25 protein-coding genes and 1 pseudogene are annotated in these 26,360 nt (G+C 74.1%); 14 read left to right on the top strand and 12 right to left on the bottom strand.

Annotation, left to right across the window (positions count from 1 at the left end):
• Position 1 precedes the first annotated feature (1 nt).
• The 3 genes from ACH4T9_RS01125 to ACH4T9_RS01135 all read right to left on the bottom strand — a co-directional run bounded on the left by ACH4T9_RS01125 (position 2) and on the right by ACH4T9_RS01135 (position 4,638).
• Positions 2 to 1,036, bottom strand: coding sequence for a 2-oxoacid:ferredoxin oxidoreductase subunit beta (locus tag ACH4T9_RS01125; protein WP_396669190.1), 1,035 nt, complete (start codon positions 1,034 to 1,036; stop codon positions 2 to 4).
• Entirely contained in the window at positions 1,029 to 2,873 is a 1,845-nt protein-coding gene (locus ACH4T9_RS01130) for a 2-oxoacid:acceptor oxidoreductase subunit alpha (RefSeq protein ID WP_396669191.1), read from the bottom strand. Before ACH4T9_RS01130 ends, ACH4T9_RS01125 begins: the two co-directional genes overlap by 8 nt.
• 340 nt (positions 2,874 to 3,213) lie before the next feature.
• Positions 3,214 to 4,638 (bottom strand): hypothetical protein, encoded by a 1,425-nt coding sequence (locus tag ACH4T9_RS01135; RefSeq protein WP_396669192.1) that lies wholly within the window; start codon positions 4,636 to 4,638, stop codon positions 3,214 to 3,216.
• 130 nt (positions 4,639 to 4,768) lie between these two features.
• Between ACH4T9_RS01135 and ndhC the strand changes: the two genes are divergently transcribed.
• Positions 4,769 to 5,146: an NADH-quinone oxidoreductase subunit A gene (gene ndhC, locus ACH4T9_RS01140; RefSeq protein ID WP_396669193.1), complete on the top strand. Its 378-nt coding sequence runs from the start codon at positions 4,769 to 4,771 to the stop codon at positions 5,144 to 5,146.
• 45 nt (positions 5,147 to 5,191) lie between these two features.
• On the opposite strand, the gene folP is transcribed toward ndhC, so the two are convergent.
• Positions 5,192 to 6,061, bottom strand: coding sequence for a dihydropteroate synthase (gene folP, locus ACH4T9_RS01145; protein WP_396669194.1), 870 nt, complete (start codon positions 6,059 to 6,061; stop codon positions 5,192 to 5,194).
• 168 nt (positions 6,062 to 6,229) lie between these two features.
• Here folP and ACH4T9_RS01150 point away from each other — a divergent pair, with 168 nt between their 5' ends.
• The 5 genes from ACH4T9_RS01150 to ACH4T9_RS01170 all read left to right on the top strand — a co-directional run bounded on the left by ACH4T9_RS01150 (position 6,230) and on the right by ACH4T9_RS01170 (position 9,644).
• On the top strand, positions 6,230 to 6,919 hold the full coding sequence (locus tag ACH4T9_RS01150; RefSeq protein WP_396669195.1) for a DivIVA domain-containing protein: 690 nt from the start codon (positions 6,230 to 6,232) through the stop codon (positions 6,917 to 6,919).
• Positions 6,916 to 7,413: an SRPBCC family protein gene (locus ACH4T9_RS01155; RefSeq protein ID WP_396669196.1), complete on the top strand. Its 498-nt coding sequence runs from the start codon at positions 6,916 to 6,918 to the stop codon at positions 7,411 to 7,413. The genes ACH4T9_RS01150 and ACH4T9_RS01155 overlap by 4 nt, the downstream gene beginning before the upstream one ends.
• Before the next feature lie 117 nt (positions 7,414 to 7,530).
• Positions 7,531 to 8,112, top strand: coding sequence for a DNA-3-methyladenine glycosylase I (locus tag ACH4T9_RS01160; protein WP_396669197.1), 582 nt, complete (start codon positions 7,531 to 7,533; stop codon positions 8,110 to 8,112).
• Between the two features lie 13 nt (positions 8,113 to 8,125).
• Positions 8,126 to 8,824: a hypothetical protein gene (locus ACH4T9_RS01165; RefSeq protein WP_396669198.1), complete on the top strand. Its 699-nt coding sequence runs from the start codon at positions 8,126 to 8,128 to the stop codon at positions 8,822 to 8,824.
• Between the two features lie 67 nt (positions 8,825 to 8,891).
• Positions 8,892 to 9,644, top strand: a complete 753-nt coding sequence (locus ACH4T9_RS01170) for an SDR family NAD(P)-dependent oxidoreductase (RefSeq protein ID WP_396669199.1) — start codon at positions 8,892 to 8,894, stop codon at positions 9,642 to 9,644.
• A gap of 42 nt (positions 9,645 to 9,686) precedes the next feature.
• Here ACH4T9_RS01170 and ACH4T9_RS01175 read toward each other — a convergent pair whose 3' ends face one another.
• Entirely contained in the window at positions 9,687 to 10,478 is a 792-nt protein-coding gene (locus tag ACH4T9_RS01175; RefSeq protein ID WP_396669200.1) for an enoyl-CoA hydratase/isomerase family protein, read from the bottom strand.
• A gap of 3 nt (positions 10,479 to 10,481) precedes the next feature.
• On the bottom strand, positions 10,482 to 11,300 hold the full coding sequence (locus tag ACH4T9_RS01180; protein ID WP_396669201.1) for a PaaX family transcriptional regulator C-terminal domain-containing protein: 819 nt from the start codon (positions 11,298 to 11,300) through the stop codon (positions 10,482 to 10,484).
• A gap of 189 nt (positions 11,301 to 11,489) precedes the next feature.
• Between ACH4T9_RS01180 and ACH4T9_RS01185 the strand changes: the two genes are divergently transcribed.
• Both ACH4T9_RS01185 and ACH4T9_RS01190 read left to right on the top strand, forming a co-directional pair.
• A complete protein-coding gene (locus tag ACH4T9_RS01185; RefSeq protein ID WP_007455245.1) occupies positions 11,490 to 11,657 on the top strand; it encodes a DUF3117 domain-containing protein in 168 nt (55 codons plus the stop codon).
• A gap of 141 nt (positions 11,658 to 11,798) precedes the next feature.
• Positions 11,799 to 13,271: a leucyl aminopeptidase family protein gene (locus ACH4T9_RS01190; protein WP_396669202.1), complete on the top strand. Its 1,473-nt coding sequence runs from the start codon at positions 11,799 to 11,801 to the stop codon at positions 13,269 to 13,271.
• Positions 13,272 to 13,443: 172 nt separating this feature from the next.
• Here the strand turns inward: ACH4T9_RS01190 and ACH4T9_RS01195 are convergent, their stop codons facing one another.
• Positions 13,444 to 14,064: an O-methyltransferase gene (locus ACH4T9_RS01195; RefSeq protein ID WP_396669203.1), complete on the bottom strand. Its 621-nt coding sequence runs from the start codon at positions 14,062 to 14,064 to the stop codon at positions 13,444 to 13,446.
• A 282-nt stretch (positions 14,065 to 14,346) separates the two neighbouring features.
• Between ACH4T9_RS01195 and ACH4T9_RS01200 the strand changes: the two genes are divergently transcribed.
• Complete coding sequence (locus ACH4T9_RS01200) at positions 14,347 to 15,687, top strand: S1C family serine protease (RefSeq protein WP_396669204.1); 1,341 nt, start codon at positions 14,347 to 14,349, stop codon at positions 15,685 to 15,687.
• Positions 15,688 to 15,759: 72 nt separating this feature from the next.
• A complete protein-coding gene (locus ACH4T9_RS01205; RefSeq protein ID WP_396669205.1) occupies positions 15,760 to 16,185 on the top strand; it encodes a preprotein translocase subunit TatB in 426 nt (141 codons plus the stop codon).
• 89 nt (positions 16,186 to 16,274) lie between these two features.
• Here ACH4T9_RS01205 and ACH4T9_RS01210 read toward each other — a convergent pair whose 3' ends face one another.
• The 3 genes and pseudogenes from ACH4T9_RS01210 to ACH4T9_RS01220 form a co-directional block, all read right to left on the bottom strand.
• Positions 16,275 to 17,423, bottom strand: coding sequence for an Mrp/NBP35 family ATP-binding protein (locus tag ACH4T9_RS01210; protein ID WP_396669206.1), 1,149 nt, complete (start codon positions 17,421 to 17,423; stop codon positions 16,275 to 16,277).
• Positions 17,424 to 17,885: 462 nt separating this feature from the next.
• Positions 17,886 to 18,381 (bottom strand): annotated as a pseudogene (locus tag ACH4T9_RS01215) (DUF1003 domain-containing protein); the annotation flags it as partial.
• A complete protein-coding gene (locus ACH4T9_RS01220; protein ID WP_396669207.1) occupies positions 18,374 to 19,657 on the bottom strand; it encodes a magnesium transporter MgtE N-terminal domain-containing protein in 1,284 nt (427 codons plus the stop codon). The gene ACH4T9_RS01220 and the pseudogene ACH4T9_RS01215, both read right to left, overlap by 8 nt.
• Before the next feature lie 33 nt (positions 19,658 to 19,690).
• On the opposite strand from ACH4T9_RS01220, the gene ACH4T9_RS01225 reads away from it, so the two are divergent.
• Together ACH4T9_RS01225 and ACH4T9_RS01230 are read left to right on the top strand one after the other, a co-directional pair.
• Positions 19,691 to 20,560: a PhzF family phenazine biosynthesis protein gene (locus ACH4T9_RS01225; RefSeq protein WP_396669208.1), complete on the top strand. Its 870-nt coding sequence runs from the start codon at positions 19,691 to 19,693 to the stop codon at positions 20,558 to 20,560.
• A gap of 63 nt (positions 20,561 to 20,623) precedes the next feature.
• Positions 20,624 to 21,160 carry a hypothetical protein gene (locus tag ACH4T9_RS01230; RefSeq protein ID WP_396669209.1) on the top strand — a complete coding sequence of 179 codons (537 nt, stop codon included), beginning with the start codon at positions 20,624 to 20,626 and terminating at the stop codon, positions 21,158 to 21,160.
• 276 nt (positions 21,161 to 21,436) lie between these two features.
• Here ACH4T9_RS01230 and ACH4T9_RS01235 read toward each other — a convergent pair whose 3' ends face one another.
• Positions 21,437 to 22,135 carry an HAD family hydrolase gene (locus ACH4T9_RS01235; RefSeq protein ID WP_396669210.1) on the bottom strand — a complete coding sequence of 233 codons (699 nt, stop codon included), beginning with the start codon at positions 22,133 to 22,135 and terminating at the stop codon, positions 21,437 to 21,439.
• A 98-nt stretch (positions 22,136 to 22,233) separates the two neighbouring features.
• Between ACH4T9_RS01235 and ACH4T9_RS01240 the strand changes: the two genes are divergently transcribed.
• Positions 22,234 to 23,214: a DMT family transporter gene (locus ACH4T9_RS01240; protein ID WP_396669211.1), complete on the top strand. Its 981-nt coding sequence runs from the start codon at positions 22,234 to 22,236 to the stop codon at positions 23,212 to 23,214.
• Positions 23,215 to 23,302: 88 nt separating this feature from the next.
• Positions 23,303 to 25,462 carry an APC family permease gene (locus ACH4T9_RS01245; RefSeq protein ID WP_396669212.1) on the top strand — a complete coding sequence of 720 codons (2,160 nt, stop codon included), beginning with the start codon at positions 23,303 to 23,305 and terminating at the stop codon, positions 25,460 to 25,462.
• Positions 25,463 to 25,501: 39 nt separating this feature from the next.
• On the opposite strand, the gene ACH4T9_RS01250 is transcribed toward ACH4T9_RS01245, so the two are convergent.
• Complete coding sequence (locus tag ACH4T9_RS01250) at positions 25,502 to 26,329, bottom strand: SDR family NAD(P)-dependent oxidoreductase (RefSeq protein WP_396669213.1); 828 nt, start codon at positions 26,327 to 26,329, stop codon at positions 25,502 to 25,504.
• Positions 26,330 to 26,360 lie beyond the last annotated feature (31 nt).

Consider the following 26,360-nt stretch of genomic DNA (forward strand, 5'->3'; position numbering starts at 1 on the left):
GTCAGCTGATCGTCCAGGTGTCGCCGCTGGCGAGCAGGCCGGCGAGCTGCTGCTCCGGGGTCTCGGTCACTGCGGCCTTCGCCGCCGCGAGCTGCTCCTGCACCACGCTGTCGTAGGACGGGCGGTCGACCGAGCGGAACACTCCGATCGGGGTGTTGCGCAGGTCGAGCCCGGGCAGCCGGGACAGCGCGAACGCGTACGCCGGGTCGTTGACCGTCGCGTTGTGCACGACGATCTCCTCCGGGCTCACCGAGGCGGTCTCCCGCACCTCCAGGCCGAAGCCGCCCGGCGGGTGCACGACGCAGAACTGCCCGTCGGAGCCGAAGGTGATGGGCTGCCCGTGCTCCAGCCGGATCAGGAAGTCGTCCCGGGTGGCCGGCTCCTTGAGCTGCTCGAACGCGCCGTCGTTGAAGATGTTGCAGTTCTGGTAGATCTCCACGAACGCCGAGCCCTGGTGCTCCGCCGCGGCCCGCAGCACCGACTGGAGGTGCTTGCGATCCGAGTCGATGGTGCGGCCGACGAAGCTGGCCTCCGCGCCCAGGGCGAGCGAGAGCGGGTTGAAGGGCGCGTCCGCCGAGCCGGCCGGGGTCGACTTGGTGACCTTGCCAACCTCGGAGGTGGGCGAGTACTGCCCCTTGGTCAGGCCGTAGATCCGGTTGTTGAAGAGCAGGATCTTCAGGTTGACGTTGCGGCGCAGCGCGTGGATCAGGTGGTTGCCGCCGATCGACAGCGCGTCGCCGTCGCCGGTGACCACCCACACCGACAGGTCCGGGCGGGACACCGACAGGCCGGTGGCGATCGCCGGGGCGCGGCCGTGGATCGAGTGCAACCCGTAGGTGTTCATGTAGTACGGGAAGCGCGACGAGCAGCCGATGCCGGACACGAAGACGGTCCGCTCCCGGGGAATGTTCAGCTCCGGCATGAACTGCTGCACGGCGGCGAGGATCGCGTAGTCACCGCAGCCGGGGCACCAGCGCACCTCCTGGTCGGACTTGAAGTCCTTCGCGGTGAGCTTGAGGGCGACGGGCTCAGACATTCTTCAGGACCTCTTCCAACATCGTCTCCAGCTCGACGGCGGTGAACGGCAGGCCGCGGACCTGGTTGTAGCCGATGGCGTCGACCAGGTACTTGCCCCGGATCACCTGGGCGAGCTGGCCGAGGTTCATCTCGGGAATGACCACCCGGTCGTAGGAACGCAGCACCTCGCCGAGGTTCGCCGGCATCGGGGACAGGTGCCGCAGGTGCGCCTGGGCGACGGACAGGCCGCGCTGGCGCAGCCCCCGGCAGGCGGCGCCGATCGGCCCGTACGTCGAGCCCCAGCCGAGCACCAGCACCCGGGCGTCGCCGTCCGGGTCCTCCACCTCGACGTCCGGCACCGGGATCGTCTCGATCCGGGCCGCCCGGATGCGCACCATGAAGTCGTGGTTCGCCGGATCGTACGAGATGTCGCCGGTCTTGTCGGCCTTCTCCAGGCCGCCGATCCGGTGTTCCAGCCCCGGCGTGCCGGGGACGGCCCACGGCCGGGCCAGGGTCTCCGGGTCCCGCAGGTACGGCAGGAAGGTGCCGTTCTCTCCGTTGGGCTCGGTGGCGAACTCGACCCGCAGGTCGGGCAGGGACTCCACGTCGGGCAGCAGCCACGGCTCGGAGCCGTTGGCGACGTAGTTGTCCGACAGCAGGATCACCGGGGTGCGGTACGTCAGCGCGATCCGGGCCGCCTCGATGGCCGCGTGGAAGCAGTCCGAGGGCGACTTCGGGGCGATCACCGCGACGGGGGCCTCGCCGTGCCGGCCGTACAGGGCCATGTTGAGGTCGGCCTGCTCGGTCTTGGTCGGCAGGCCCGTCGACGGGCCTGCCCGCTGCACGTCCACGATGACCAGCGGCAGCTCCAGCGCCACCGCGAGCGAGATCGTCTCGCTCTTGAGCGCCACGCCGGGGCCGCTGGTGGTGGTGACGCCGAGCGACCCGCCGTACGACGCGCCGAGCGCCGCACCGACGGCGGCGATCTCGTCCTCGGCCTGCATGGTGACCACGCCGAGCCGCTTGTGCTTGCTCAGCTCGTGCAGGATGTCCGACGCCGGGGTGATCGGGTACGCCCCGAGGAACACCGGCAGGCCGGAGCGCACGCCCGCGGCCACCAGGCCCAGCGACAGCGCCGCGTTGCCGGTGATGTTCCGGTACGTGCCCGGCAGCATCTTCGCCGGCTTCACCTCGTACCGCACCGAGAACGAGTCGGTCGTCTCGCCGAAGTTCCAGCCGGCCTTGAAGGCCGCGATGTTCGCCGCGACCAGCTCGGGACGCTTGGCGAACTTGCGCTCCAGGAAGCGCAGGGTCGAGGAGTACGGCCGGGAGTACATCCAGGACAGCAGGCCGAGGGCGAACATGTTCTTGGCCCGCTCGGCGTCCTTCTTGGACACCGCGTTCTCGGCGAGCGCCCGGACCGTCATCGAGGTGAGGGCGACCGGGTGCACCACGTAGCCGGCGAGGGAGTCGTCGTCCAGCGGGCTGGACTGGTATCCCACCTTGGCCAGGTTGCGCTTGGTGAACTCGTCGGTGTTGACGATGATGTCGGCGCCGCGCGGCAGGTCGGCCAGGTTGGCCTTGAGCGCGGCCGGGTTCATCGCCACCAGCACGTTCGGCGCGTCACCGGGGGTGAGGATGTCGTAGTCGGCGAAGTGCACCTGGAAGCTCGACACGCCCGGCAGGGTGCCTGCGGGGGCGCGGATCTCGGCCGGGAAGTTGGGCAACGTGGAGATGTCGTTGCCCAGCTGCGCCGTCTCCGAGGTGAACCGGTCGCCGGTCAGCTGCATGCCGTCGCCGGAGTCCCCGGCGAACCGGATGACCACCCGGTCGAGTTGACGGATCTGCTTGGTCACGCCTGAACCTCGCTTCGCTCGGCGCGGTGGCGCGGGCGGCTGAACATGATGGCGACCTTGCCTTGCCCGGCCACGCGACCTCCTTGACGCACCGCTGCCCCGCACCGCCCGTGGCTGGTCCGGTCCGCTGTAGTTCCTCATCCGAGAGCCTACGTCGAGTGGGGGGTCGAACTCGCCCTGTGGTCCGCCGAATGGGATCGAATTCGGGGCGGCTATGCCCTGTTTGATGACGTTTTGACGCGCCCGCCGTAATCAGAATCACCGGTCCGCCTCGGCTCCGGTGGAGGACCGTGGGCGGGCCCGGACCCGCCGGGGCGACCGGAGCCGGGCGGGTCCCGGGTCAGTCCGACGGGGCCGGAGCGGGATCGGCCGGGCCGGCGAGCCGGCGGCGCAGCGAGGTGGTGGCCAGCACGAGCGCCAGCACGACCAGCAGCACGGAGACCACGATCAGGACGACCGCGCTGCGTTGCACCGAGGTGAGACCGCCGGCCGGATCCCGGCCCACGCCGGCCGCGGCCAGCACGCCCTGGGAGCCGCCCGGGGCGGGGGTGGCGATCGGGGTGGACATCGCGGCCGCCGCAGTGATCCGGAAGCTCATCTGGAGCTGCCGGGCCTGCCCGCTGCGCGGGTCGACCCGGCCGATCACGGCACCCGCCAGCGGCGCTTCCCGCTGGGCCTCGGCGGTCGCGCTCACCGGGAGCCGGACGGTGACGGTGCCGCCGGCCGGCACCGTGCCGACGTCGCAGCGGGTACGGGCGGGGCTCAGCGCGACGCAGCCGGGGGGCGGGGTCGGCACGGTCACCCCGGCGGGCAGGACCACCTCGACCCGGCCGGCGGCATCGACCTTGCCCGTGTTACCCAGCCGGACGCCCAGCTCGCTGGCGGCCCCGCTGATGTCGAAGGCCACCCCGTCGGCGTCCAGGGAGATGCCCGGCACGGGCGGCCCCGGCGGGAAGAGCACCGCGAAGCCCTCGTTGTCCTCGGCCGAGCCGGCCACGCCGGGGGCGCTCGCGCTCACCCGGACCGCGCCGCTGAGCGGCATCTGCCGCCAGGCGGCGCTGTCGACGCGCACCTTGACCAGGGCGCTGAACCGGTCGCCGGGCGCGGCCTGCCACCCTCCGCAGTGGTGCTCGACGCCGCCGGCCTCGGCGCACCCGGGGGTGCCGGCGTCGGTCAGGCCCGCCGGGAGGGTGTACGAGAGTCGGATCAGCTCTGCCACCTCGCCGGTGTTGGTCACGGTGACCCGCAGGGTGGCCGTCGTGTTCTCCGCGTTCCAGTACGCCTCGGTCAGCGTGACGTCCTCGGTGCTGACCCGCACGCCCAGCCGGCTCGGCGGCGGTGCACCCGCGCCGGGGGCCGACGGGCGGGGCGGCGGGGCGGAGGTCGCCGGCGGCGGGAGGGACGGAGCGGTGGTGGCCGGAGCGGTGGTGGCCGGCGGGTCGACGGGCCCGGCCGGCGTGGTGGCCGCAGGCTCGGTGGGCGTGGGCGGCGGGGCGGTGGTCTCCGAGGGTGGCGCCACGGTCGGTGGTGCCTCGGTGGGCGCCGGGTCGGTCGCGGTGGGCTCGACCGGAGGCGTCTCGCCGCCGGGCTCGCCGGCCGGGTCCCCGGGCGGGTCGGCCTGCGCGACCGCCGCGCGGGCCATGGCGGGGGCGGCGGTGGCCCAGCCGGGCAGCGCCGCGACACCGAACGCGATGGACGCCGCGAGCAGTACGGCGACACGTCGGTCGGCTACCCGCCGAACGGGGCGTACGTCCACGCGGGCCATCTCTCTTCCGGGACCATCAGGGCGAATTCATTATTCGGTAATACTTGCCGCAGGACACCAGTCCCGCCGGGAAACAGTTCCGTAACATGTCCGGTATGCGGCCAGGCGGGACACGGTAGGCTGACTCACCGTGACCGGCTATCTGGGCTCGTACGCGACGCTCGGGCTGTTGCTGCTCGCCGGCGTCCTCTTCTTCGTCACGGCGTTCTCCGCGAACCGGGTGTTACGCCCCGCCCGCCCCGCGGATCCCCCCGGCAAGCGGGCGAGCTACGAGTGCGGCCTCGACCCGGTGGGCGGCGACTGGGCGCAGATGCAGATCCGCTACTACGTCTACGCGTACCTGTACGTGCTGTTCGCGGTCGAGGCGGTCTTCCTCTTCCCCTGGGCGGTGGTCTTCGACCGGCCCGGCTTCGGCCTGGTCACCGCCGCCGAGATGGGCATCTTCGTGGCGGTGCTGGCGCTGGGCATCCTCTACGCCTGGCGTCGGAACATCCTCCGCTGGACCTGACCCGCCGCCCGCGCGTCGACCCGTGCGCCCGGCACCGGCGGGCGCTCAGGCCAGGCCGCGTCGGGTGGCGGCCGGCGGCCGGTCGCCCCGGATCGACGCCACCATGTCCAGCACCCGGCGGGTGGGCAGCACCTGATGGGCGCGGAACACCCGGGCACCCAGCCAGGCCGACACCGCGGTCGCCGCGAGGGTGCCCTCCAGCCGCTCGGCGACCGGCAGGTCCAGCGTCTCGCCGATGAAGTCCTTGTTGGACAGGGCCACCAGCAGCGGCCAGCCCGTGCCGGACAGCTCGGCGAGCCGACGGGTGATCTCCAACGAGTGCCGGGTGTTCTTGCCGAAGTCGTGCGCCGGGTCGATGAGGACGCCATCGGGGCGTACCCCCAGGGCGACCGCGCGCTCGGCGAGGCCGGTCACCGTCGCGACCACGTCCGCCACCACGTCGTCGAAGGCGGCCCGGTGCGGGCGGGTGCGCGGCGCGAGCCCGCCGGCGTGCGAGCAGACCAGCCCCGCGCCGGTCTCGGCGGCGACCCGGGCGAGCGCCGGGTCCGCGCCGGACCAGGTGTCGTTGAGCAGGTCGGCGCCGGCCGCGATCGCCTCCACCGCCACCTCGGCCCGCCAGGTGTCGATGGAGATCACCACGTCCGGGAAGGCGGCCCGGACCGCGGCGATGGTGCCCACCGTGCGCCGGATCTCCTCGGTCACGTCCACCTCGTCGCCGGGGCCGGCCTTCACCCCGCCGATGTCGATGATCTCCGCCCCGTCGGTGACCGCCCGCTCCACGGCGCGCAGCGCGCTGTCCTGGGCGAAGGTGGCGCCCCGGTCGAAGAACGAGTCCGGGGTGCGGTTGACGATGGCCATCACCGCCAGCTCGCCCGGCGCGAACGTGCGACTTCCGAGCCGAAACGCCCCGGTCATGCTCGCCTCCCGATCTCGCCACGGCCGTGTGACCCGGCCCGCCCTGCGACGCTAGCCGGTCGGCCGGCGTCCGGTCCGCCCGGTACGACCGCACAGATCCGCACCGATCTGTGGGAGGACCGCCCGGCGGGGTCGCCCCCGGCCCGTCCGCATGCCACGATCTCCTACATGGGTCAGGTGCTGCTCCTGCTGGTCGTCGCACTCACCGTCGCGGCGGTGGTCTTCGGGGTGACGGTGCTGGTCACCGGCCGAGATCCCGGCCTGGTGCCGGTCGAGCCGGACGGGCGGGCGGTCCCGCTGCCCGCCAGCCGGCCGCTGCGCGAGTCCGACGTGGGCGACGTCCGTTTCGACACGGCGGCGCGGGGGTACCGGATGGCCCAGGTCGATCAGGCGCTGCGCCGGACGGCCTACGACATCGGGTACAAGTCCGAGCTGATCGGCGTGCTGGAGGCGGAGGTCACCGCGTTGCGCGAGGGACGGGCCGCGGACGCCGACGAGCTGCGCCGCACCCGCGAGCAGGCCGCGGTCGCCGCCGAGGCGGCCGACGCCACCCCCGTCGGCGACCCCGGCGAGGTCGCGTCCGCCGACGCCGACGGGCCGGCGACGGCGGGTGCTGAGGCCGACGGCCCGGCCGCGGTGTCCACCGATGCCGACGAGCCGACCGCGGTGTCCGCCGATGCCGACGAGCCGACTGCGGTGTCCGCCGAGCCGACCGCGGTGGGCCCCGCCGACGAGCCGGCAACGGTGCCCGCGCGGGCCATCGACGCCGACGCCCCGGAGGCGGCCCCCTCCGGGGCCGGCGAGCCGGCGGACCCGGCCGGTGGGCGGGGGCCGGCGGCCCGGTCGGAGCCGGCGTGACCGGCGGGGCGGACGGCGACAGCCTGCGCGAAGCGGCCCAGCCCGGCGCGGGCGAGGTCACCGCGACGGTCATCGTCAACGCCCCGGCCGAGCGGGTGTTCGCCGCCCTCACCGCGTGGGAGCGGCAGTCGGACTGGATCCCGTTCACCACGGTCAAGGTGGTCGAGGGCGACGGTGGTGAGGGCAGCCTCGTGGAGGCGGTCACCGCGCTGGGCCCGGCGGTCCTGCGGGACGAGATGCGGGTGGTGCGGGTCGACGCTCCCTACGAGGTCGGCGTGGTGCACTGCGGTCGGCTACTACGCGGCCCCGGGGTGCTGCGCTGCACCCAGATCGAGGGCGGCCGGACCCAGGTGGTCTGGCACGAGTGGTTCCACCTCCCTGCCGGCGCCGCCGGCCGGGTGGCCTGGCCGGTGCTCTGGCCCGGCTCCAAGGTCAGCCTCACCCAGGCGCTGAAGAAGTTCGGCCGGCTGGTCGAGCAGGGCCGCCTGCCCTGACGGCCGGCCCCCGGGGTGCCCGCCAGGTCGGTGACAACGCGGTTTCCCGGTGCCCGGACACCCCCGTTGCGGCGGCACGGCGGCGGGCGGTCGGCGTCCCGGTCTAGCGTGTACGCCGTGACTGACCTGGTGATCGACGCGCACGGCCTGTCCCGTTGCGCGTGGGGGGCGAGCACCCCGGACTACGCCGCCTACCACGACGGGGAGTGGGGCCGGCCGCTGCGCGGCGACGACGCGCTCTACGAGCGGATGACCCTGGAGGCGTTCCAGTCGGGGCTGTCCTGGCTCACCATCCTGCGCAAGCGCCCCGCCTTCCGGCTGGCCTTCGACGAGTTCCGCATCGAGGCGGTGGCGGGCTACGGGGAGGCGGATGTGACCCGGTTGCTGGCCGACGCGGGCATCGTCCGGAACCGGGCCAAGATCGAGGCGACGATCGCCAACGCCCGGGCCGCCCTGGACCTGCCCGACGGGCTCTCCGACCTGCTCTGGTCGTTCGCGCCGCCGCCCCGGGCCGCCCGGCCGGAGACGTTCACCCAGGTGCCGGCGCTGACCCCGGAGTCCACCGCGATGGCCAAGGCGCTCAAGAAGCGTGGGTTCCGGTTCGTCGGCCCCACCACGTCCTACGCGTTGATGCAGGCCACCGGGATGGTGGACGACCACCTGGCCGGCTGCCACGTCAGCGCGGCAGAGCCGACGTGATGGGATGGTTTACATGACCGACACCGACCGCCGCGTGAGCGGCACGATCCACGTCCGGGGCGAGGGCGGGCCGGGTGACGGCGCCTGGGCCGTGCTCCTCCCACCTGGCCGGTACGACGCCGAGCGGCTCGTCCACCACGACACGCTGGAGCTGACCGGGCTCGACGCCGTCGGCGCGGCCTACCCGGCGGGTGCGGCGCCCGCCGGCCCCCACCCCGCCGGGCCGACCGCACCCGGTGGGCCCCGTCCCGGCGATCCGGTGGCGGTGCTGACCGAGGGGCCGCTGCGGCTGGTGGCGCTGGGTCGGGTCGCCCGGCCCACCGTCGAGCGCCGGGAGGACCCGGACGACCCCCAGTCCGATCCCGCCTCCGGCTCGCTCGTGGTCGCGTACACCCGAAGGGCCTTCGACGAGCCGGTGGCGGCTGAGGGGCTGACCCTCGACGGTCCGGTCACCGCGCTGCCCGCCGGCGCCTACCGGGAGCTGGTCGAGCGGCTCGGGCCACCGCAGGCGCGCCGGCGGTGGCTGGTCAGCCTCGACCTCCCGATCGAGGCGGAGACCCCGGCCGAGGCGGTCCGGTTGTTCTGGTCATACGTGCGCGACCTGGGCCCGCAGGAGCTGCCCGCGTTCGTCTCGCCGTCCGGAAACGAGCTGGCCATGCAGGCGTTCGTGCTCGGGGCCGAGGCCAACCAGGACCCGGAGGAGGACGACTAGCCAGGGGCTCGCCGGGTAACGAGGGCTCGTGGCGGGCCGGCATCGACGCCCGGCCAGGGGAGGTGCGATGCGGTTCCAGGACAAGGTCGCGTTCATCACCGGTGGCGCCTCCGGGCTCGGTGAGGCCACCGCCCGGCGGTTCGCCGCCGAAGGGGCCAGGGTGGTGATCGCCGACATCAACGCCGCCGGCGGGCAACGGGTGGCCGGCGAGCTGCCGGACGCGCTCGCGGTCACCGTCGACACCGGTGAGGCGGCGTCGGTCGAGCAGGGCTTCGTGGACGCCGTGCACCGTTACGGCCGGATCGACGTGATCTTCAATAACGCCGGCATCGACGGCAGGCAGCAGCCGCTGCACGAGATGGACCTGGAGAACTGGGAGCGGGTCAGCCGGATCAACGGCGACGGCGTCTTCCACGTCCTCAAGTACGGCATCGAGGCGATGCTGCACGGCGACGGGGGCGCGATCGTCAACACCTCCTCGACCACGGGGCTGGCCGCCCAGGAGAACATCTCCCCGTACACGTTCACCAAGGCCGGCATCATCGGGCTGACCCGCTCGGCCGCCGTCGAGTACGCGACCCGCGGCATCCGGGTCAACGCGGTCGCCCCGTCGGTGGTGATGACCCCGCTGGTGGAGCACTTCATCGCCGACGCGCCGGACCCGGCGCAGATGCGCCGGCAGATGGAATCGTTCAATCCGAAGCCGGGCATCCCCACCCCGGACGACGTGGCCGGGGTGGTGCTCTTCCTCGCCTCCGACGACGCGGCCTGGATCACCGGCCACACCGTCCCGATCGACGGCGGCTACGTGGCCCGCTGACCGCCGGCCCCACCGCCCGCCCGCAGCTGGAGCGGATCGCGTTCAGCGTCCCTCGAAGACTGGTTTCTGCTTGTTCACGAAGGCCGTGGTGGCGGCTCGGTGGTCGGCGGTGGCGCCGCAGATCGACTGGGCCTGCGCCTCGGCAGCCAGGGCATCGGCGAGGGTGCCGGCGTCGGCGACGGAGAGCTGGCGCTTGATCGCCCCGTACGCGACGGTCGGGCCGGCGGCGAGCCGGGCGGCCAGTTCCTGCGCGGCGGGCAGCACCTGCTCGTCGTCGTCGACCAGCCGGGTCAGCAGGCCCAGCCGGTGCGCCTCCTCGGCGGACACCGGCTCGGCGAGCATCAGCAGCTCGACGGCCTTGGCGTGGCCGACGAGCCGGGGCAGCGTCCAGGACGCGCCGGTGTCGGCGGCGAGCCCTACCCCGGCGAAGGCCATCAGGAAGCGGGTCTTCGGCCCGCCGACGCGGAAGTCGGCCAGGAGGGTCAGCGACGCGCCGGCCCCGGCGGCCATTCCCCGGACCGCGGCGACCACCGGCTTGGGCAGGCTGGCCAGCCGGGCAGCGATCGGGTTGTAGTGGGCTTGGACGGTGGCCAGTGGGTCCGCCCCGGCCGATTCGAGGACCTGCACGTGCTCGCGCAGGTCCTGGCCCGCGCTGAACGACCCGCCCGCCCCGGCCAGCACCACGGCCCGGCAGCTGCGGTCGGACTCGAGCCCGGCCAGGGCGTCCCGGAGCGCCTCCTTGAGCGCCACGTCGAGCGCGTTCATCGCCGTCGGGCGGTTCAGCGTCAGGGTGACGACGGAGTCGGTGCGGTCGACGAGCAGCGGCTCGGTCACGTTCTAACGACCCTTCTGTCGGGGGGTGCGGTTCGTGGCGTCGAGGCACTGCTCGACGTACCGGTCGGCGGCTGGCCGCAGCCGGGCGGCGTGCCGGTCGAAGAAACTGGCCGCGGCGGTGCCGGGCCAGCGCTCGGGCAGCAGCGCCGGGGGGAGCTGGGGGTCCCGGAAGAGGAAGGTACGCCACGCGTGCACGAGCCGGAACCGTGCCGCGTACGCCTCCTCGTCGTCGCTGCGTGTGGTCACCATGGCCAGCAGCGGGCGCTGCTCGGCGACGAACTGCTCGTAGGCCCGCCCGATCTCGCTGAGGTCCCACGCCCGGCGGACCACCTCCACCGCGCCCCGGGTGCCGGCGGCGTGGGACGCGGTGAACCGCTCGTACCGCACGCCCGCGTCGTCGAGCAACAGGTCGACGTCCTCCGCCGGCCGGGTGGCCACCCACGTCTGCTCGTCGAGGGTGCCGTAGCCGAGGAAGCTCAGGTTCGCGGCGAGCCGCTGCCGTTCCCGGCGGGAGGTGGGGGTCGACAGGACGAGCAGGTCGAACCTTCCGTCCCAGTTGACCCGGCCGGTCCGGTAGATCCGGGCAGCCGCCTCGTCGAGTCGTCGGGCGGCTTTCGGTGTGATCGAATATCCCGGCCCGGAGACCAGGCGGAGCGGGTCGAGCCAGCCCTGGCGGACCATCCGGCTCACCGCCGTCCGCACCGCCGGAGGCGCGATCCTGAGCGGCGCGAGCAGCTTGACCAGGGCGGCGACCGGCGCGCGGCCACCCCTGGGTCGGAGGTGGTCGCCGTACAGGTCGAAGAGTGCCGACCGTGCCTGCATGACCGCACATTGTGACAGGCCTTCTCAGGATATGCTAGATGCTGTTACATCAAAGCTGCTTCGGTTTGGGTCCGGCGGTGTTCATCAGGGAAAATCGTCATCGGTGCCGCCGTGCAAGTTGCGGCGGGCGATGGCGAAGAGGCTGTGGGGCAACCCACCGACCCTGGCGTAGGTCTGAGGGGAGACAACATGGCGGCGATGAAGCCGCGGACGGGCGACGGTCCGCTGGAAGTCACCAAGGAGGGCCGGGGCATCGTCATGCGGGTCCCGCTGGAGGGTGGTGGCCGGCTCGTCGTCGAGATGACTCCCGACGAGGCCAACGCGCTCGGTGACGCACTGAAGGCAGCTGCCGGCTGACCGAGGAGCGGTCCGGCCGACGGTCGTCGAGCGGACGGTTCGTACAACCCTGAGCCACCGGCCCCGCCGGTGGCTCAGGGCCTTCATCTTTGGTACGGGCGCCGGGCCCGTTCTCCCGGCCGTTCTGGAGGTCGTTGCAGCGTGCTGGCCATCCGTCTGGTGAGCGGGCCCGAGCGGCCCGACTCCCTGGCCCTGCCCATCCGACCCGCGGCGGCTGCCGAGGGCGGGGACGCCCCAGCCACGCTGCCGGCCGGCCTGCCCGTGCCCGACGACGTGCTGGCCGAGGCGGCCGCCCTCGCACCCGCGGCCCGGGCCACCGGCCGGGCCGGTGAGGTGCACCTGCACCTGCGCCCCGGGCGCACCCCGGGCCGGCTGCTGCTGGCCGGGATCGGGGCCGGCGACGAGGCCGGATGGCGTGCGGCGGGGGCCGCCTTGGCCCGGACTGCGGGAGGTGAGACACATCTCACGGTCGGGCTGCCGGGCGACGCCCCGGCCGAGGCGGTGCGCGGCCTCGTCGAGGGGCTCCTGCTGGCGTCCTACCGGTTCCGGCTGACCGAGGCCGGCGAGCGCCCCGCCCTGGCCGGCGTCGACGTGCTGGTGACCGACCCGTCCCGGTACGCCGGCGTGGTGACCACGGCCGAGGTCACCGCGCGAATGACCCACCTGGCCCGGGACCTGACCAACACCCCGTCCTCGGTGAAGAACCCGCAGTGGTTCGCCGAGCAGGTCGAGGCGGCGGTGGCCGGCCAGCCCGACCTGCACGTACGCGTGCGGCAGCCGGACGAACTGGCCGCCGAGGGCTTCGGCGGCATCCTCGCCGTCGGGGGCGGCTCGGCCAGCGGGCCCCGCCTCGTCGAGTTGGACTGGCGGCCGGACGGGGCGCGTACCCATGTGGTGCTGGTCGGCAAGGGGATCACCTTCGACACCGGCGGCATCTCGATCAAGCCGGTGGCGGCGATGAAGTTGATGCGAAAGGACATGGCCGGGGCCGCCGCGGTGGTCGCCGCCACCCTGGGCGCGGCGGCGCTGGGGCTGCCGGTCCGGGTCACCACCCTGGTGCCGCTTGCGGAGAACGCGGTCAGCGGGTCGGCGTTCCGCCCCGGCGACGTCGTCACGCACTACGGCGGCGTCACCAGCGAGACCACCAACTCCGACGCCGAGGGCCGGCTGGTGCTCGCCGACGCGCTGGCGTACGCCGCCGCCGAGCTCAAGCCCGACCTGCTGCTCGACCTGGCCACCCTGACCGGCGCGAACGCGGTGGCGCTCGGCAAGCGCACCGGCGCCCTCTACTCCGACAACGACGAGCTGGCCGCCGACCTGCTGACGGCGATCGACGCGGCCGGCGAGGCGGCCTGGCGGATGCCGCTGCCGGCCGACTACGTCGAGCACCTCGGCAGTGAGGTGGCCGACCTGTACAGCGCCCCCAACCAGGGCGCCGGCTCGGTGCTGGCCGCGCTCTACCTGCGCGAGTTCACCGGCGATCTGCGGGGGCGCTGGCTGCACATCGACATGTCCGCGCCGTCCTGGGCCGACGGCGACGCCGCCGAGCTGGCCCGGGGGGCCACCGGCTGGGGCGTCCGGGGCCTGCTGCGCTGGCTCGGCACCCTTGACTGACCGCCCCGCCGTCGCGCCCACCGGCCCGGCGTCCCCGACCGGCCGGCTTTTGCGCCGGCCGGCCCGGCGGCACCGCTGAGCGGTGCACCCGGCTGCGGATGGCGGGGCCGCCTACCGAACCGGGCGGTCCGTGAGGCTCAGCGGCCGGCGGGGGTGCGCGGGTGGTGGCCGCTCAGCACTTGACCGCGGCGAGCAGGCCGTGCCCGACGGGAAGCAGCGCAGGCGTCCAGTGCTCGGACTCCCGGATCGCCTTGATCGTCTCCCGGGTGGTCACCGTCTCCACGTCCCGGGCGGCCGGGTCGCCGATCCGACCACCGGCCAGGGTGCCGTGCAGCGCGAGCACCCCGCCGGGGCGCAGCAGCCGCAGCGCCGCGTCCACGCAGGAGCTGAAGCTGGTGGCCTCGGTGTCGACGAAGACCAGGTCGTACGCGCCGTCGGCGAGCCGAGGGAGGACGTCCAGCGCCCGGCCGGTGATGATCCGGGTACGCCCGGCGGGGAAGCCCGCCTCGGCGAAGATCCGGCGGGCGATCCGCTGATGCTCCACCTCCACGTCGATCGTGGTGAGGACGCCGTCCACGCGCATGCCGCGCAGCAGCCACAGCCCACTGACCCCGGTGCCGGTGCCGACCTCCACCACCGCCCGGGCGCTGCCGGCGGCGGCGAGCAGCCGCAGTGCCGCCCCCGCACCTGGGGTCACCGCGTCGAGGCCCACCTCGTGGGCGAGGCTGCGGGCGGTCCGCAACACGAGGTCTTCGGTGACGTACGACTCGGCGAACTGCAACGTCTGGAGCATCGAGCTGCCGGAACTGGCGGCCGTGGCGATAGGACACCTCCGTCAGGGGCGGGTTGGCGCTATGAGCCTAGAGGCGTGGCCGGCCGGATGCAGCCGCGAGTCCGGTCTCGGACGATCATGTGGACGTGCCGGACGGGGGTTGCTGGCCGACGATCACCGACGGCAACCGCTGACTGCACGCGCGGCGTTCGTGTAATCCTGGATGCGGTATCCCCCGTCGTCGGGATCGGCCTCCCGTGCCGGTCCGAAGCGGGGGAGCCGGGGGACGACTGGGAGGCCTACGTGACCGACGGCTGGGACTGGCGCCAGCCCGGGGGAGCTCCGACGCCGGCGGGCCCGCCGGGGAGCGGGGCGACGCCGGCGGGGTCCCCGAGGGCGTCCGACGGCCCTCCGGGCGGCCCGACGAGTTCGCCCTGGTGGTCCGACGCGCTCGCCGACCCGTGGCGGGACCCGTACGCCCCCGCGGCGGTGGTCGTGCCCGGCCCGGTCGGGGGCGTCGACGCCGAGCCGGAGCGGGTCACCGATCCGGACGCGCCCGGCCGGCCGGCTCTACGCCAGTTGCTGCTGATCCCGCTGATCACCGCGCTGCTCGCCGGCACCCTCGGCGGCGCCCTCGGGTACGCCTTCGCGGTGCGCGGCGGCGTGGCCGGCGGGTCCGTGCTCGGCGCCGGTGCCGGTGCCGCCGACCCGCCCGCGCTCGCCCAGCGCCGGCCGGAGTCGCTGGCCGGGGTCGCCGAGAAGATCCTGCCCAGCGTGGTGACGGTCCGGGTGGCCGGCCTGGGCGGCACCAGCGAGGGCTCTGGTTTCATCGTCAGCACCGACGGACACGTGGTCACCAACGACCACGTCGTCGCCGGCGGCACTGGCAAGGCGACGGTGGTCCTCAACGACGGCAGCACCGCCGCCGCCACCGTGGTCGGCCGGGACCCGGAGTCCGACATCGCGGTGATCAAGGTGTCCCGTACCGGCCTGCGGCCGGTGGAGTTCGGCGACTCCGACGCACTCGCGGTCGGCGATCCGGTGCTGGCCGTCGGCTCGCCGCTGTCGCTGGCCAACACGGTGACCGCCGGCATCGTGAGCGCCGTGGACCGGACGATGCAGGCCGGCGAGCCCGGCGGCCCCACCCGCTACTACGCGGCCATCCAGACCGATGCCGCGGTCAACCACGGCAACTCCGGCGGCCCGCTGGTGGACGGGGCGGGGCGGGTGGTCGGAGTGAACTCGACGATCAAGTCGCTGGTGGCAGACGGCCAGGAGGCCGGCAACATCGGGCTCGCCTTCGCCATCCCGATCAACCAGGCGAAACGGGTCACCCAGGAAATCATCGGCACCGGCAAGGCCCGGCGCACGGTGATCGGCGCCCAGGTCGGCGGCACCGGCGCGGCCGGCGGCGGCGCGGGCGGCGTACGGCTGGCGGCGGTGGAACCGGCCGGCCCGGCGGCTGGGGCCGGGTTGCGGGCGGGGGACGTCATCCTGCGGCTCAACGGGCGCCCGATGGCCGACTCCACCGACCTGATCGCTCTGGTGCGGAAGTTCGCCCCGGGGTCGGTGGTGACCGTGGAGTATCGACGTGGGTCGAACCGGCAGAACGCGTCGGTGACCCTCGCCGCAGACGCCAAGTGAGACCCGTTACCCCCTCCCGGTCGGGCGTCCGACGTGCGTAGTCTTGGCTGACGCCGACGAGGAGGCCCAGCAGTGTTCGACAACCTGAACTGGTGGGAGATCGGTGCGCTGCTGCTCCTGGCGCTGCTGATCTTCGGTGACCGGCTGCCCGTCGTGATCAACGACGGGCTGCGGATGGTCCGCAACCTGCGCGCCATGGCCCGCAACGCGACCGGCGACCTCAGCCGCGAACTGGGCACCGACATCCAGCTTGAGGACCTGCACCCGAAGGCGTTCATCCGCAAGCACCTGCTCAGCGAGGAGGACGAGCAGGCGATCCGGAAACCCCTCCAGGGCGTGTACGACAACCTGCGGGCTGACGTCACCGGCGTGCACGACGACCTCAAGGACGTGGCCGCCTCGGTGGACCTGCGGACGAAGACCCCTGGCGGTTCGGCCGCGGGTGGCCCCGCGACGGCCCCCGCCCCCCGCACGGCCAGCTACGACGACGCCACCTGACCGGGCTCGCCCCGGGCTGGGAGCCGAACGGGGGCGGCGTGCCCCGTACCGGAGCGCGCCGCCCCCGTTCGATACGACGGGTGGCCGGGTCAGCGGCCGGCGGGCTTGAGGCCGAGCGGCTTGCCGAGCAGGGACTCCCGCCGCACCGCCAGCCGGTCGGCGACCCCGTTCAGGGCCTTCGCCGCCGGCGACTCCGGCTCGGCCAGCACGATCGGGTTGCCGGCGTCGCCGGACTCCCGGACCCGGGTGTCCAGCGGGATCTGACCCAGCAGCGGCACCTGGGCGCCGACCGTCCGGGTCAGCGACTCGGCGACCACCTCGCCGCCGCCGGAGCCGAAGACCTCCATCCGGGTGCCGTCGGGCAGTTCCAGCCAGGACATGTTCTCGATCACGCCGACCACTCGCTGGTGGGTCTGCACCGCGATCGCGCCGGCCCTCTCGGCCACCTCGGCGGCGGCGGCCTGCGGGGTGGTCACCACGAGGATCTCCGCGTTCGGCAGGAGCTGGGCCAGCGAGATGGCCACGTCGCCGGTGCCCGGGGGCAGGTCCAGCAGGAGCACGTCCAGCTCGCCCCAGTAGACGTCGGCCAGGAACTGCTGCAACGCCCGGTGCAGCATCGGGCCGCGCCACACCACGGCGGCATTGCCGGCGGTGAACATGCCGATCGAGATGATCTTCACGCCGTGCGACTGCGGCGGCATGATCATGTCCTCGACGCGGGTGGGACGGGCGTCCGTGCCGAGCATCCGGGGTACCGAGTGTCCGTAGATGTCGGCGTCCACCACGCCCACCGACAGGCCCCGGGCGGCCAGCGCGGCGGCCAGGTTGACCGTGACGCTGGACTTGCCCACGCCGCCCTTGCCGCTGGCCACCGCGTAGACGCGGGTGCGGGAGCCGGGCTGGGCGAACGGGATCACCGGCTCCGCGGCGGCGCCGCCACCGCGCAGCTTCGCCTGGAGACCCTGGCGCTGCTCGGGGCTCATCACCCCGAACTCGATCTCCACCCCGGTCACCCCGGGCACCGCGCCCACGGCGGCGGTGATGTCGGTACGCAGCTTGTCCTTCAGCGGGCAGCCGGCCACGGTGAGCAGCAGCTCGACCCGGACCACGCCGTCGTCGCCGACCTGGGCGGAGCGGACCATGCCGAGATCGGTGATGGGCCGGCGGATCTCCGGGTCGTCGACGGTGGCCAGGGCGGCCTGGATGGCGTCCTCGACGGTGCTGACGGGTGCTGACATGCCCGCAATGCTACGTCGGGGGCGATCCGTGCCGGCCGCCGCCGGGACCGGTGTGAGCGAATCGATGGCCCCGACGGCCACCGCTCCGGCCCGCCGGCCGGAGGGTGGCCTTGCGCCCGACTTCCCCGGGCCTGCGGGCTCCCGGCCGGAGCGTTGCCGGTCCGGCCCGTCAGCGTTGCCGGTCCGGCCCGTCAGCGTTGCCGGGGGCTGGGCCCTCCGGGCGGCCGTCCTGGGCAAAGTCGCCGTCCAGTTCGTCGATCGGCTCGTCGAGCGGCTCCCCGGCCCCAGGCGGCTCCCCGGCCTTGAGCGTCTCCCCGGCCTCACGCGCCTGCCTGGCCTCAGCCGTCTCATCGGCTCCACGGGCCTCCCGGGAACCACGATGCTCCCCGCGACCACGTCGTTCTCCGCGAGCGCGGGGCTCCCCGGCCCGGTGGGGGGCCGGCTTGTCCTGCTGCCCGCGCTCCAGCCGTTGCCGGCGCTGGGTGGCCTCGTCCAACTCCTCGGCCAGCCGGGCCAGCTCCGAGCGGAGGAAGTCCCGGGTCGCCACCTCGCCCAGCGCGATCCGCAGCGCGGCGACCTCCCTGGCCAGGTACTCCGTGTCCGCCTTCTGCATCGTCGCCCGGCGCCGGTCCTCCTCCATCCCCACCCGGTCCCGGTCCGTCTGCCGGTTCTGCGCGAGCAGGATCAGCGGCGCCGCGTACGAGGCCTGGAGGGAGAGCACCAGGGTCAGGAAGGTGAAGGTGTACGGGTCGAAACGCAGGCTCGCCGGGGCCAGCGTGTTCCAGACGAACCAGGCGGCGATCACCACCGTCATGTAGACGATGAAGTTGGCCGTGCCCATGCCCCGGGCGATCCCCTCGGACCAGCGGCCGAACGCCTCCGCGTCGAACCGGGGCAGCTTCACCCCCCGGGGCTCGCGCGGCTGGTCCAGCCGCTCGGCCCGACGCTGCTCACTCATCCGCGCCGTCCAGCACCACGGGTCCGCTCGGGGCGGACTCGGCGTCCCGGTCCCGCCAGTCGCGCGGCAACGAGTGGTCCAGCACGTCGTCGACCGTGACCGCACCGACCAGCCGGTTGTTCCGGTCCACCACGGGCATGGCGACCAGGTCGTACGTGGCCATCCGGCGGGTGATCTCCGGCAGCGGCGTGGCGGGGCGCAGCGGGTCGATGTCGTTGACCACCACCCCGCCGAGCAGGTCGGCCGGCGGCTCGCGGAGCAGCCGCTGGAAGTGCACCATGCCCAGGAAACGCCCGGTCGGGGTGGTCAGCGGCGCGCGGGTCACGAAGACCTGGGCGGCCACCGCAGGGGAGAGGTGCTCCTCCCGGATTCGGGCGAGGGCCTCGGCGACCGTGGCGTCCGGGGGGAGGATCACCGGCTCCGAGGTCATCACGCTGCCGGCCGTACCGGAGGTGTACTTCAGCAGCTGGCGTACCGGGTCTGCCTCGTTCGGCTCCATCAGGTCGAGCAGCATGTCCTGCTCGGACGGGGGCAGCTCGTTGAGCAGGTCGGCGGCGTCGTCCGGGTCCATCTCCTCCAGCACGTCCGCGGCCCGGTCCCGGTCCAGCGCGGCGAGGATCTCCACCTGGTCGCGCTCGGGCAGCTCGCTGAGCACGTCGGCCAGCCGCTCGTCGTCCAGCGCCGCCGCCACCTCGTTTCGTCGGGCGTCGGGCAGGTCCTGGAGGGCGTTGGCCAGGTCGGCCGGTCGCATGTCCTCCAGTACGGCGAGCAGGTTCGCCGTACCCCGGTTCTCGCCGATGCCGCTCAGGCCGCGCACCCGGTCCCAGTCGACCTGCTGGAGATGGCCACGGCGGGTGAGCCGGCCAGTGTGTTCGCGCACGGCCACCCGGCTCAGCGACCACTCGCCGCCCCGGCTGCACTCCATCGCCACGTCGACCACCGCGCCCGGCTGGCCGCTCGGGTCGATCTGCACCCGCCGGTCCAGCAGCTCCTGGAGCACCAGCAGCTCGTTGGGTCGCTTCTCGAACCGGCGCAGATTGAGGGTGCCGGTGCCGAGCACCACCGCGTCGGCGTCGATGGAGGTGATCCGGTTGATGGACAGGAAGATCCGCCGGCGCATCGGCATCTCCGCCACCAGACCCACGACCTCGGGCGGGCGCTGGGTCGGCCGGATCCGGGCGACCGCGTCCCGCACCCGTCCCACCTGGTCACCGTTCGGGTCGAAGACGGCGACTCCGGCGAGTCGGGCGATGTAGACCCGGTTCGGCGTGCTCACGGGCACCAGCCTAAGCGCCTACTGTTTATCAACATGTCGACCTTGGCGTACGAGATCGTGGACGTCTTCACCGACCGCCCCTTCGCCGGCAACCCGCTGGCCGTGGTGTTCGGCGCCGAAGGGCTGGCCACCGAGCAGATGCAGGCGCTCGCGCTGGAGTTCAACCTGTCCGAGACGGTGTTCGTGCTGCCTCCCACACAGGCCGGGGTCACCTACCGGGCGCGGATCTTCACCCCCACCGGCGAGCTGCCGTTCGCCGGGCACCCCAGCGTCGGCGCGGCGGTGACCGCGAGCCGGCGCGGGATGTTCGGCGTGGGGCAGGTCACCCAGGAGTGCGGGGCGGGGGCGCTGCCGATCGAGGTGACCGCGACCGGCGCGACGCTGACCGGCGGCATTCCCACCCTCGGCCCCGAGCTGGACCTGGAGCCGCTGCTGGAGATGACCGGCCTGACCGCCGACGACCACGCCGGCCCGGCCCCCCGGGTGGCCGGCTGCGGGCTGGAGTTCCCGTACCTGCCGGTGCGGCCGGACGCGGTGGCCCGCGCCCGGGTCAACACGGCGGCGGCGGAGCGGTACGGGATCGAGCATGTCAGCGTCTTCTCCTGGGAGGCCGACTCGCAAACCGCACACGCCCGGGTGTTCGTGCCGGGGCACGGCGTCTCGGAGGACCCGGCGACCGGGTCGGCCGCCCTCGGGCTCGGGGTGTGGCTGGTCGCCAGCGGCCTGCTGCCGGGCGACGGCCGTTCCTCCTACGCCGTCCGGCAGGGCGCCGAGATCAACCGCCCGTCCTTCCTGGCCTGTACGGTCACGGCGGCCCACGGCGCCGCGGTCGGCGCCACGGTGACCGGCGACGTGATGGCGGTGGCCCGGGGCGAGATCGCCGTACCGCCCTTCGTCGGCTGAGTGGCGCGCCGGGTCGGCAGGGCGCGACCCGGGATGGCGGTGCGGTCGCGCGGGCCCGAGGACATGCGGGAGGATGCCGGGGTGACGGACGAGGTGGACGAGCGGGTCGCGACGCCCCTGGTCGACGAGGCGGTCAAGAAGGCGGCTGTCGCCTGGGTGGGCGTCGCGGGCGAGCCGGCGCGGGCGCTGTGGTGCGTACCGTTCGAGGGGTCGCTCCTGGTGGTGAGCGGTCCCGGCGAGCAGGCGGCACCAGGCCTGGCGGAGGCGGCCGAGGCGCAGGTCACCCTGCGTGGCGACCACGGCGGGCGGATCGTGGCCTGGCCGGCCCGGGTGGCCCGGGTGACTCCCGACAGCGAGGAGTGGACGGCCCTGGCCCCGACGGTGGCCGCCAAGCGGCTGAACGCCCCCGGCCCCACGGCCGACCTGGTGCGGCGGTGGGCCGCCGAGGGCTGCGCCCTGGTCCGGCTGGTTCCGACCGGCGAGCCCACCGCCGGCGCCCGGCTCCCGGACTCCTCGCTCGCTGAGCCGCCCCGACCGGCCCCGGTGGTCCGGGTCACTCGCAGTCCGTTCCGCCTGCACCGGGTCCGCCGCCGCCGCTGAGCCGTCCGCCCCGCTTGCCGCGGCGGGGCAGCGTACTGCCAGCAGGTCAGAGCGGCCGGCCGTGAGATGCAGGCGCACCTAAGCCCGGAGCGTGGTCGAGAGTGCCGGCCGGGCGACCCGTAGCCGTCAAGGCATGGCTGTGCCGGGGTGATGCCCAGCGCGCCCTATGGGAGCTGCCCCGGTTGCGCTACCGGGTCGGCGGCAGCACGAACGGGGCAGCTCCATAGGGCGCAACCGAGGGTTGGCCGGACAGCCGGGGCACCCAGGATCGGCGGGTCAGGCCGGCACGGCGGCCGGGTCCACCAGGTCGATGACCTCGGTCAGCGAGCGGAGCACGGGCCCGGTCCAGTCCGGCTCGGCGTCGAACACCATGTGCTCGGCCAGGTCCGGGGCAGCCAGCCGCACCGCCGTCAGGCCCGCCTGCTTCGCGCCGGTGAGCTCCCGGCTGCCCCCGTCGCCGACGTACAGGCAGTCGGTCGGCGGCAGCCCCAGCAGCCGGCACGCGGCCAGGTAGAGCGCCGGGTCGGGCTTGCAGCGACCGAGTTCCACCGAGAAGACCCGCACGTCGAGCAGCGGGTCGACGGCCAACTGGGGCAGGAAGGCCGGCAGTTCGTGGGTGCAGTCGCTGACCAGCCCGGTGCCCAGGCCACGCTGGCGCAGCGCCGCCAGCACGGGCACCGCCTCGTCGCGCAGCCGGGTGTCGGCCCGGACCGCCCGGTGCCGGGACCGGACCGCCGCGCGCAGCGCGCTCTCCGGCGGGTTCACCCCGGCCTGGTCGCAGACCCAGCGCAGGGTCGCCTGGGCGTCGCCGAACCGCCCGCTGGCGCGCTCGTAATAGCTGCGGTCGAGCACGGCGGCGAGCGCCTCGACCGGGCAACCGAGTAGTTCGGCGGTGGACCGGTGGGCCGTGCCGCGCTGCACGGAACGGGTGAGTGTGCCGAAGAAGTCGAACAGCACCGCATGAAAGACGGGCATGGGGAGGTGCCTCCGGGCGTCGAGGGGAGGGTCGCCGACGGAATTCCATGATCGTAACGGAGCGCTGACGTTCTGTGGTGTCCCGTGCCGTGTGAGGATTGCTTTCCGTGTCCGTACCCCCGCAGCACCGCCCGCCGGTCGACGCGCCGACCGTCGGCGTCGTCGCCCTGGCCGTCGTCGCGGTCTCCTCGTCCGCGCCGCTGATCGCCTTCGCGGCCGCGCCGGCCCTGGCGATCGCCTTCTGGCGGAACCTGCTCTCGGTCGGCGTGCTCGGCCCGTTCGCGCTGGCCCGGCGACGGGCCGAGTTCCGGGCGCTGACCGTCGGCGCGGGCCGGCGCGAGGGCTGGTACTGCGTGTTCTCCGGGGTCGCGCTGGCCGCCCACTTCGCCACCTGGATGCCGAGCGTCCGACTCACCTCAGTTGCCGCGGCCACCGCCCTGGTCGCCACCCAACCGGTCTGGCAGGGGCTGATCGCCCGGGGTCAGGGGCGCCGGTTGCCGGCGGCGGTCTGGGCCGGCATCGGGGTGTCGGTCGGCGGCGCGGCGCTCGCCTCGGGGGCCGACTTCGGCGTCTCCGGCCCGGCGTTCGCCGGCGACCTGCTCGCGCTGGCTGGCGGCATGTTCGCCGCGGTCTACACCGCCCTCGGGGAGCGGGCCCGCAGCACCGTCAGCACCACTACGTACACCATCGTCTGCTACGGGGTGTGCGCGCTGGTCCTGCTGGCGGTCTGCCTGGTCGGCGGGGTGCGGCTGGGCGGCTGGGACGCCGGCACGTGGCTGGCGATCCTCGCCCTGGTGGGCGGCGCCCAGCTCCTCGGCCACTCGATGTTCAACTACGCGCTGCGCCGGATCCCGGCGACCACGGTCAGCGTGCTGATCCTGCTGGAAGCCCCCGGGGCCGCCCTGATCGCCTGGGCCTGGCTCGGTCAGCTCCCCCGGGCCACCGCGCTGCCCGGGCTCGCGCTGCTGCTGGTGGGCGTCGTCGTGGTGGTGCTCGGTGGGGCGCGTGCCGGCCGCCGGGTCGTCCCCACCCCACTGCCGGCCGACGCGACCCCGCTCACCGAGCGTCCGCCGGCCTGACTCCGCGTACTTTCCGCGGCGAGTGTCGCGGTTCCGCCCGCCCCGGCGCACCTCTTCGGCGACAGTGCGAGGGGAGAGGGGCGGTGGGATGGGCGAAGGCGGTGGGGAGGGGACGGTCGTCACCCCGACGGCGGAGTTCCCGGCCCTGGGGCCGGAGGAACTGGGGTCGCTGCGGCGGATCGGGGAACGGTGGCAGGTGACCCGGCGGGACCAGCCGGGGCCGGCGGGGGAACTGCCGGTGGACCCGACCCTCGGGCGGTACCGCCGCCGGCCCGCCCCGAGCCGGTTCGGCCGGCTGGCGCCGATCGAGATGTTCCAGGTCGGCGAGCCCGACGAGCTGGTCGCCACCGAGCCGGCGAACCTGCCCGGCTCCCGCCTCGGTCGCGGCCTCGGTCGGCTCCGCCGGGGAGCGCTCGGACCGCCGCTGACCAGCTCCGCCGTGCTGTACGAGCGGATGCGCAAGCTGGTCGCCCTGCCGGTGCTCTCCTCCGACCTGCTCAGCTCGGTGGCGTACGGGCCGGAGGCGATGCTGACCGTGCTGGTGCTGGCCGGCAGCACCGCGCTCGGGCTGTCGTTGCCGCTGGCCGCGCTGCTGGTGGTGCTGATGATCACGGTCGGCATCTCCTACCGGCAGACCATCCCGGCCTACCCGCACGGCGCCGGCTCGTACATCGTGGCCGGCGACAATCTGGGCGCCGGGGCGGGGCTCGCCGCAGCCGCCGGGCTGATGGTCGACTACGTACTGACCGTGTCGGTGTCGGTGGCCGCCGGCGTGCACGCCGTCACCTCGGCCCTGCCAGGGCTCACCGGGCTCACCGTTCCGCTCGGCGTGCTGATGATCGCGGTGCTGCTCGCCGGCAACCTCCGGGGCGTGCGTACCGCCGGGAACCTCTTCGTGCTCCCCACGTACGCCTTCGTCGTCGCGCTGCTGGCGGTGCTCGGCGTCGGCTTCCTCCAGGCGGCCGGCCGGGGATTCGCGGCGCTGCCGCCGCCGGACGTGCCGGTGGCCGAAGGGCTGGGCCTGCTGCTGGTGCTGCGGGCGTTCTCCTCCGGGGCGGTGTCGATGACCGGCATCGAGGCGGTGTCCAACGCGGTGCCGGCGTTCCGGCCGCCCGAGTGGCGCAACGCCCGCACCGCCCTGAGCTGGATGGTCGCCATGCTGGTGTGCCTGTTCGCCGGCATCGTCGTGCTCATCCACCTGAACGGCCTGGTGCCCAGGCCCGGTCAGACGCTGCTGTCCCAGCTCGCCCGGAGCAGCTTTCCCACCGGCCCCTGGTATGCGCTGGTGCAGGCGGCCACCGCGCTGATCCTGCTGCTGGCCGCGAACACCGCCTTCAACGACTTCCCCCGGCTGCTGTTCTTCATGGCCCGGGCCGGGCACGCCCCGCGCCGGTTCCTGCACATGGGGGACCGGCTGGCGTTCGGCAACGGCCTCCTGGCGCTCTCCGTGACGGCAGCGCTCGTCTTCCTCGCCTTCGGCGGACACACCGAGGCGCTGATCCCGCTCTACGCGGTCGGGGTGTTCCTGGCGTTCACCCTCTCCCAGGTCGGGATGGTGGTGCACTGGCGGCGCCGGCGCGGGGCGCGCTGGCGCCGCCGGCTGGCGGTCAACGCGCTCGGTGCGACGCTGTCCGGGTTGGTCCTGCTGACCGCCGCGGTCGCCAAGTTCGCCGAAGGCGCCTGGGTGGTGCTCGTCGCCGTGCCGTTGCTGGTGCTGCTCTTCCATCGAATACAGCGGCACTACCGACGGCTGCACCGGGTGCTGGCGCTGCGCCCGCCCGGCACTGTCCCGGCGTCCCCCGGGCCGCCCCTGCCGGCCGAGGGGCAGGAGGTGCCACAGCAGATCCGGCACCTGGTGGTGGTGCCGGTGGCCCGGCTCAACCGGGCCTCGCTGCGCGCCCTCGCGTACGCGGCGTCGCTCGGGCAGCCGACCCTGGCGGTGCACCTCGCCCCGAACGAGGAGGAGGCCGACCGGTTCCGTGGGCAGTGGGAGGCGTGGGGGGACCACCTGCGGCTGGAGACGATCGTGTCGCCGTACCGGGCGGTGATCGGGCCGCTGGCCCACTACCTGGAGGCGCTGCACGCCTCCAGGGCCGATCTGGTGCTCACCGTGATCGTGCCCGAGGTGGTGCTGCGCCATCCCTGGCACCGGCCGTTGCACAGTCAGGTGGAGCGGCGGCTGCGCCGGGCGCTGCGGGAACTGGCCGGGGTGGTGGTGACCAGCGTCCCGGTGCACCTGCCCGGGTGAGGCGGGCGCGACCGGCGCCGCGTGGCGGCTGGGCGGGCTCTACCCGGCGTCGACGCCGACCGCCTCCGCGCTGGCCGTCCAGAGGCGGGCGGCGAGCCGCGGGTCGGCGGCCTTGCGCAGCGGTCGGCGGGGCCGCCGGTCGGCGTAGTAGCCGCCGGACGTCAGCCTGGCCGGCTCCTGGTCGGCGAGCCAGACCAGCGTCTCGGCGCCCTTCTCCGGGCTGCGGAACGGCAGGACCCGCATGCCCAGGGCCACCAGCCGGCTGTCCGCGCCGAACCGGGTCCGCACCACACCCGGGTGGAAGCAGTACGCGGGGATCCCCGGCCAGCGGCGGGCCGCCTCGGCGGTGAACAGGATGTTCGCCTGCTTGCTGGTGCCGTACGCGCGCATCGGCCGGTAGCCGCGCAGCGTGGCATTGAGGTCGTCCGGGTCCAGTACGCCGCTGCGGTGCGCCCCGGAGGCGGTGACCACCAGCCTGCCGACCCGATCCCGCAGCAGGGTGCTGAGCAGGAACGGGGCCAGGTGGTTGGCCTGCATCGACAGCTCGAACCCGTCGATCGTGGTGACCGGGCGCAGCACGATCGCCCCGGCGTTGTTGGCCAGCACGTCGATCCGGTCGTACGCGGCACGCAGCCGTTCCGCCAGCCCTCGCACGTCGTCGAGGACCGCGAAGTCGGCCCGGAACAGTTCGGGCCGCTCGCCGCTGGCGTCCCGCACGCGGTCGCCGGCCGCCTGGAGGCGGGCCGGGTCCCGGCCGACCAGTGCCACCCGGTCACCGCGGCGCGCCAGGTCCACGGCGGCGGCCAGTCCGATGCCGGAGCTGGCTCCGGTCACCACCACGATCCGACGCCCAGTGAGATCTTCCACAGGTCCATTCACCCCGGTCACGGCACGAGGC

This window comes from Micromonospora sp. NPDC020750 (assembly GCF_044334565.1).
Lineage (GTDB): Bacteria > Actinomycetota > Actinomycetes > Mycobacteriales > Micromonosporaceae > Micromonospora.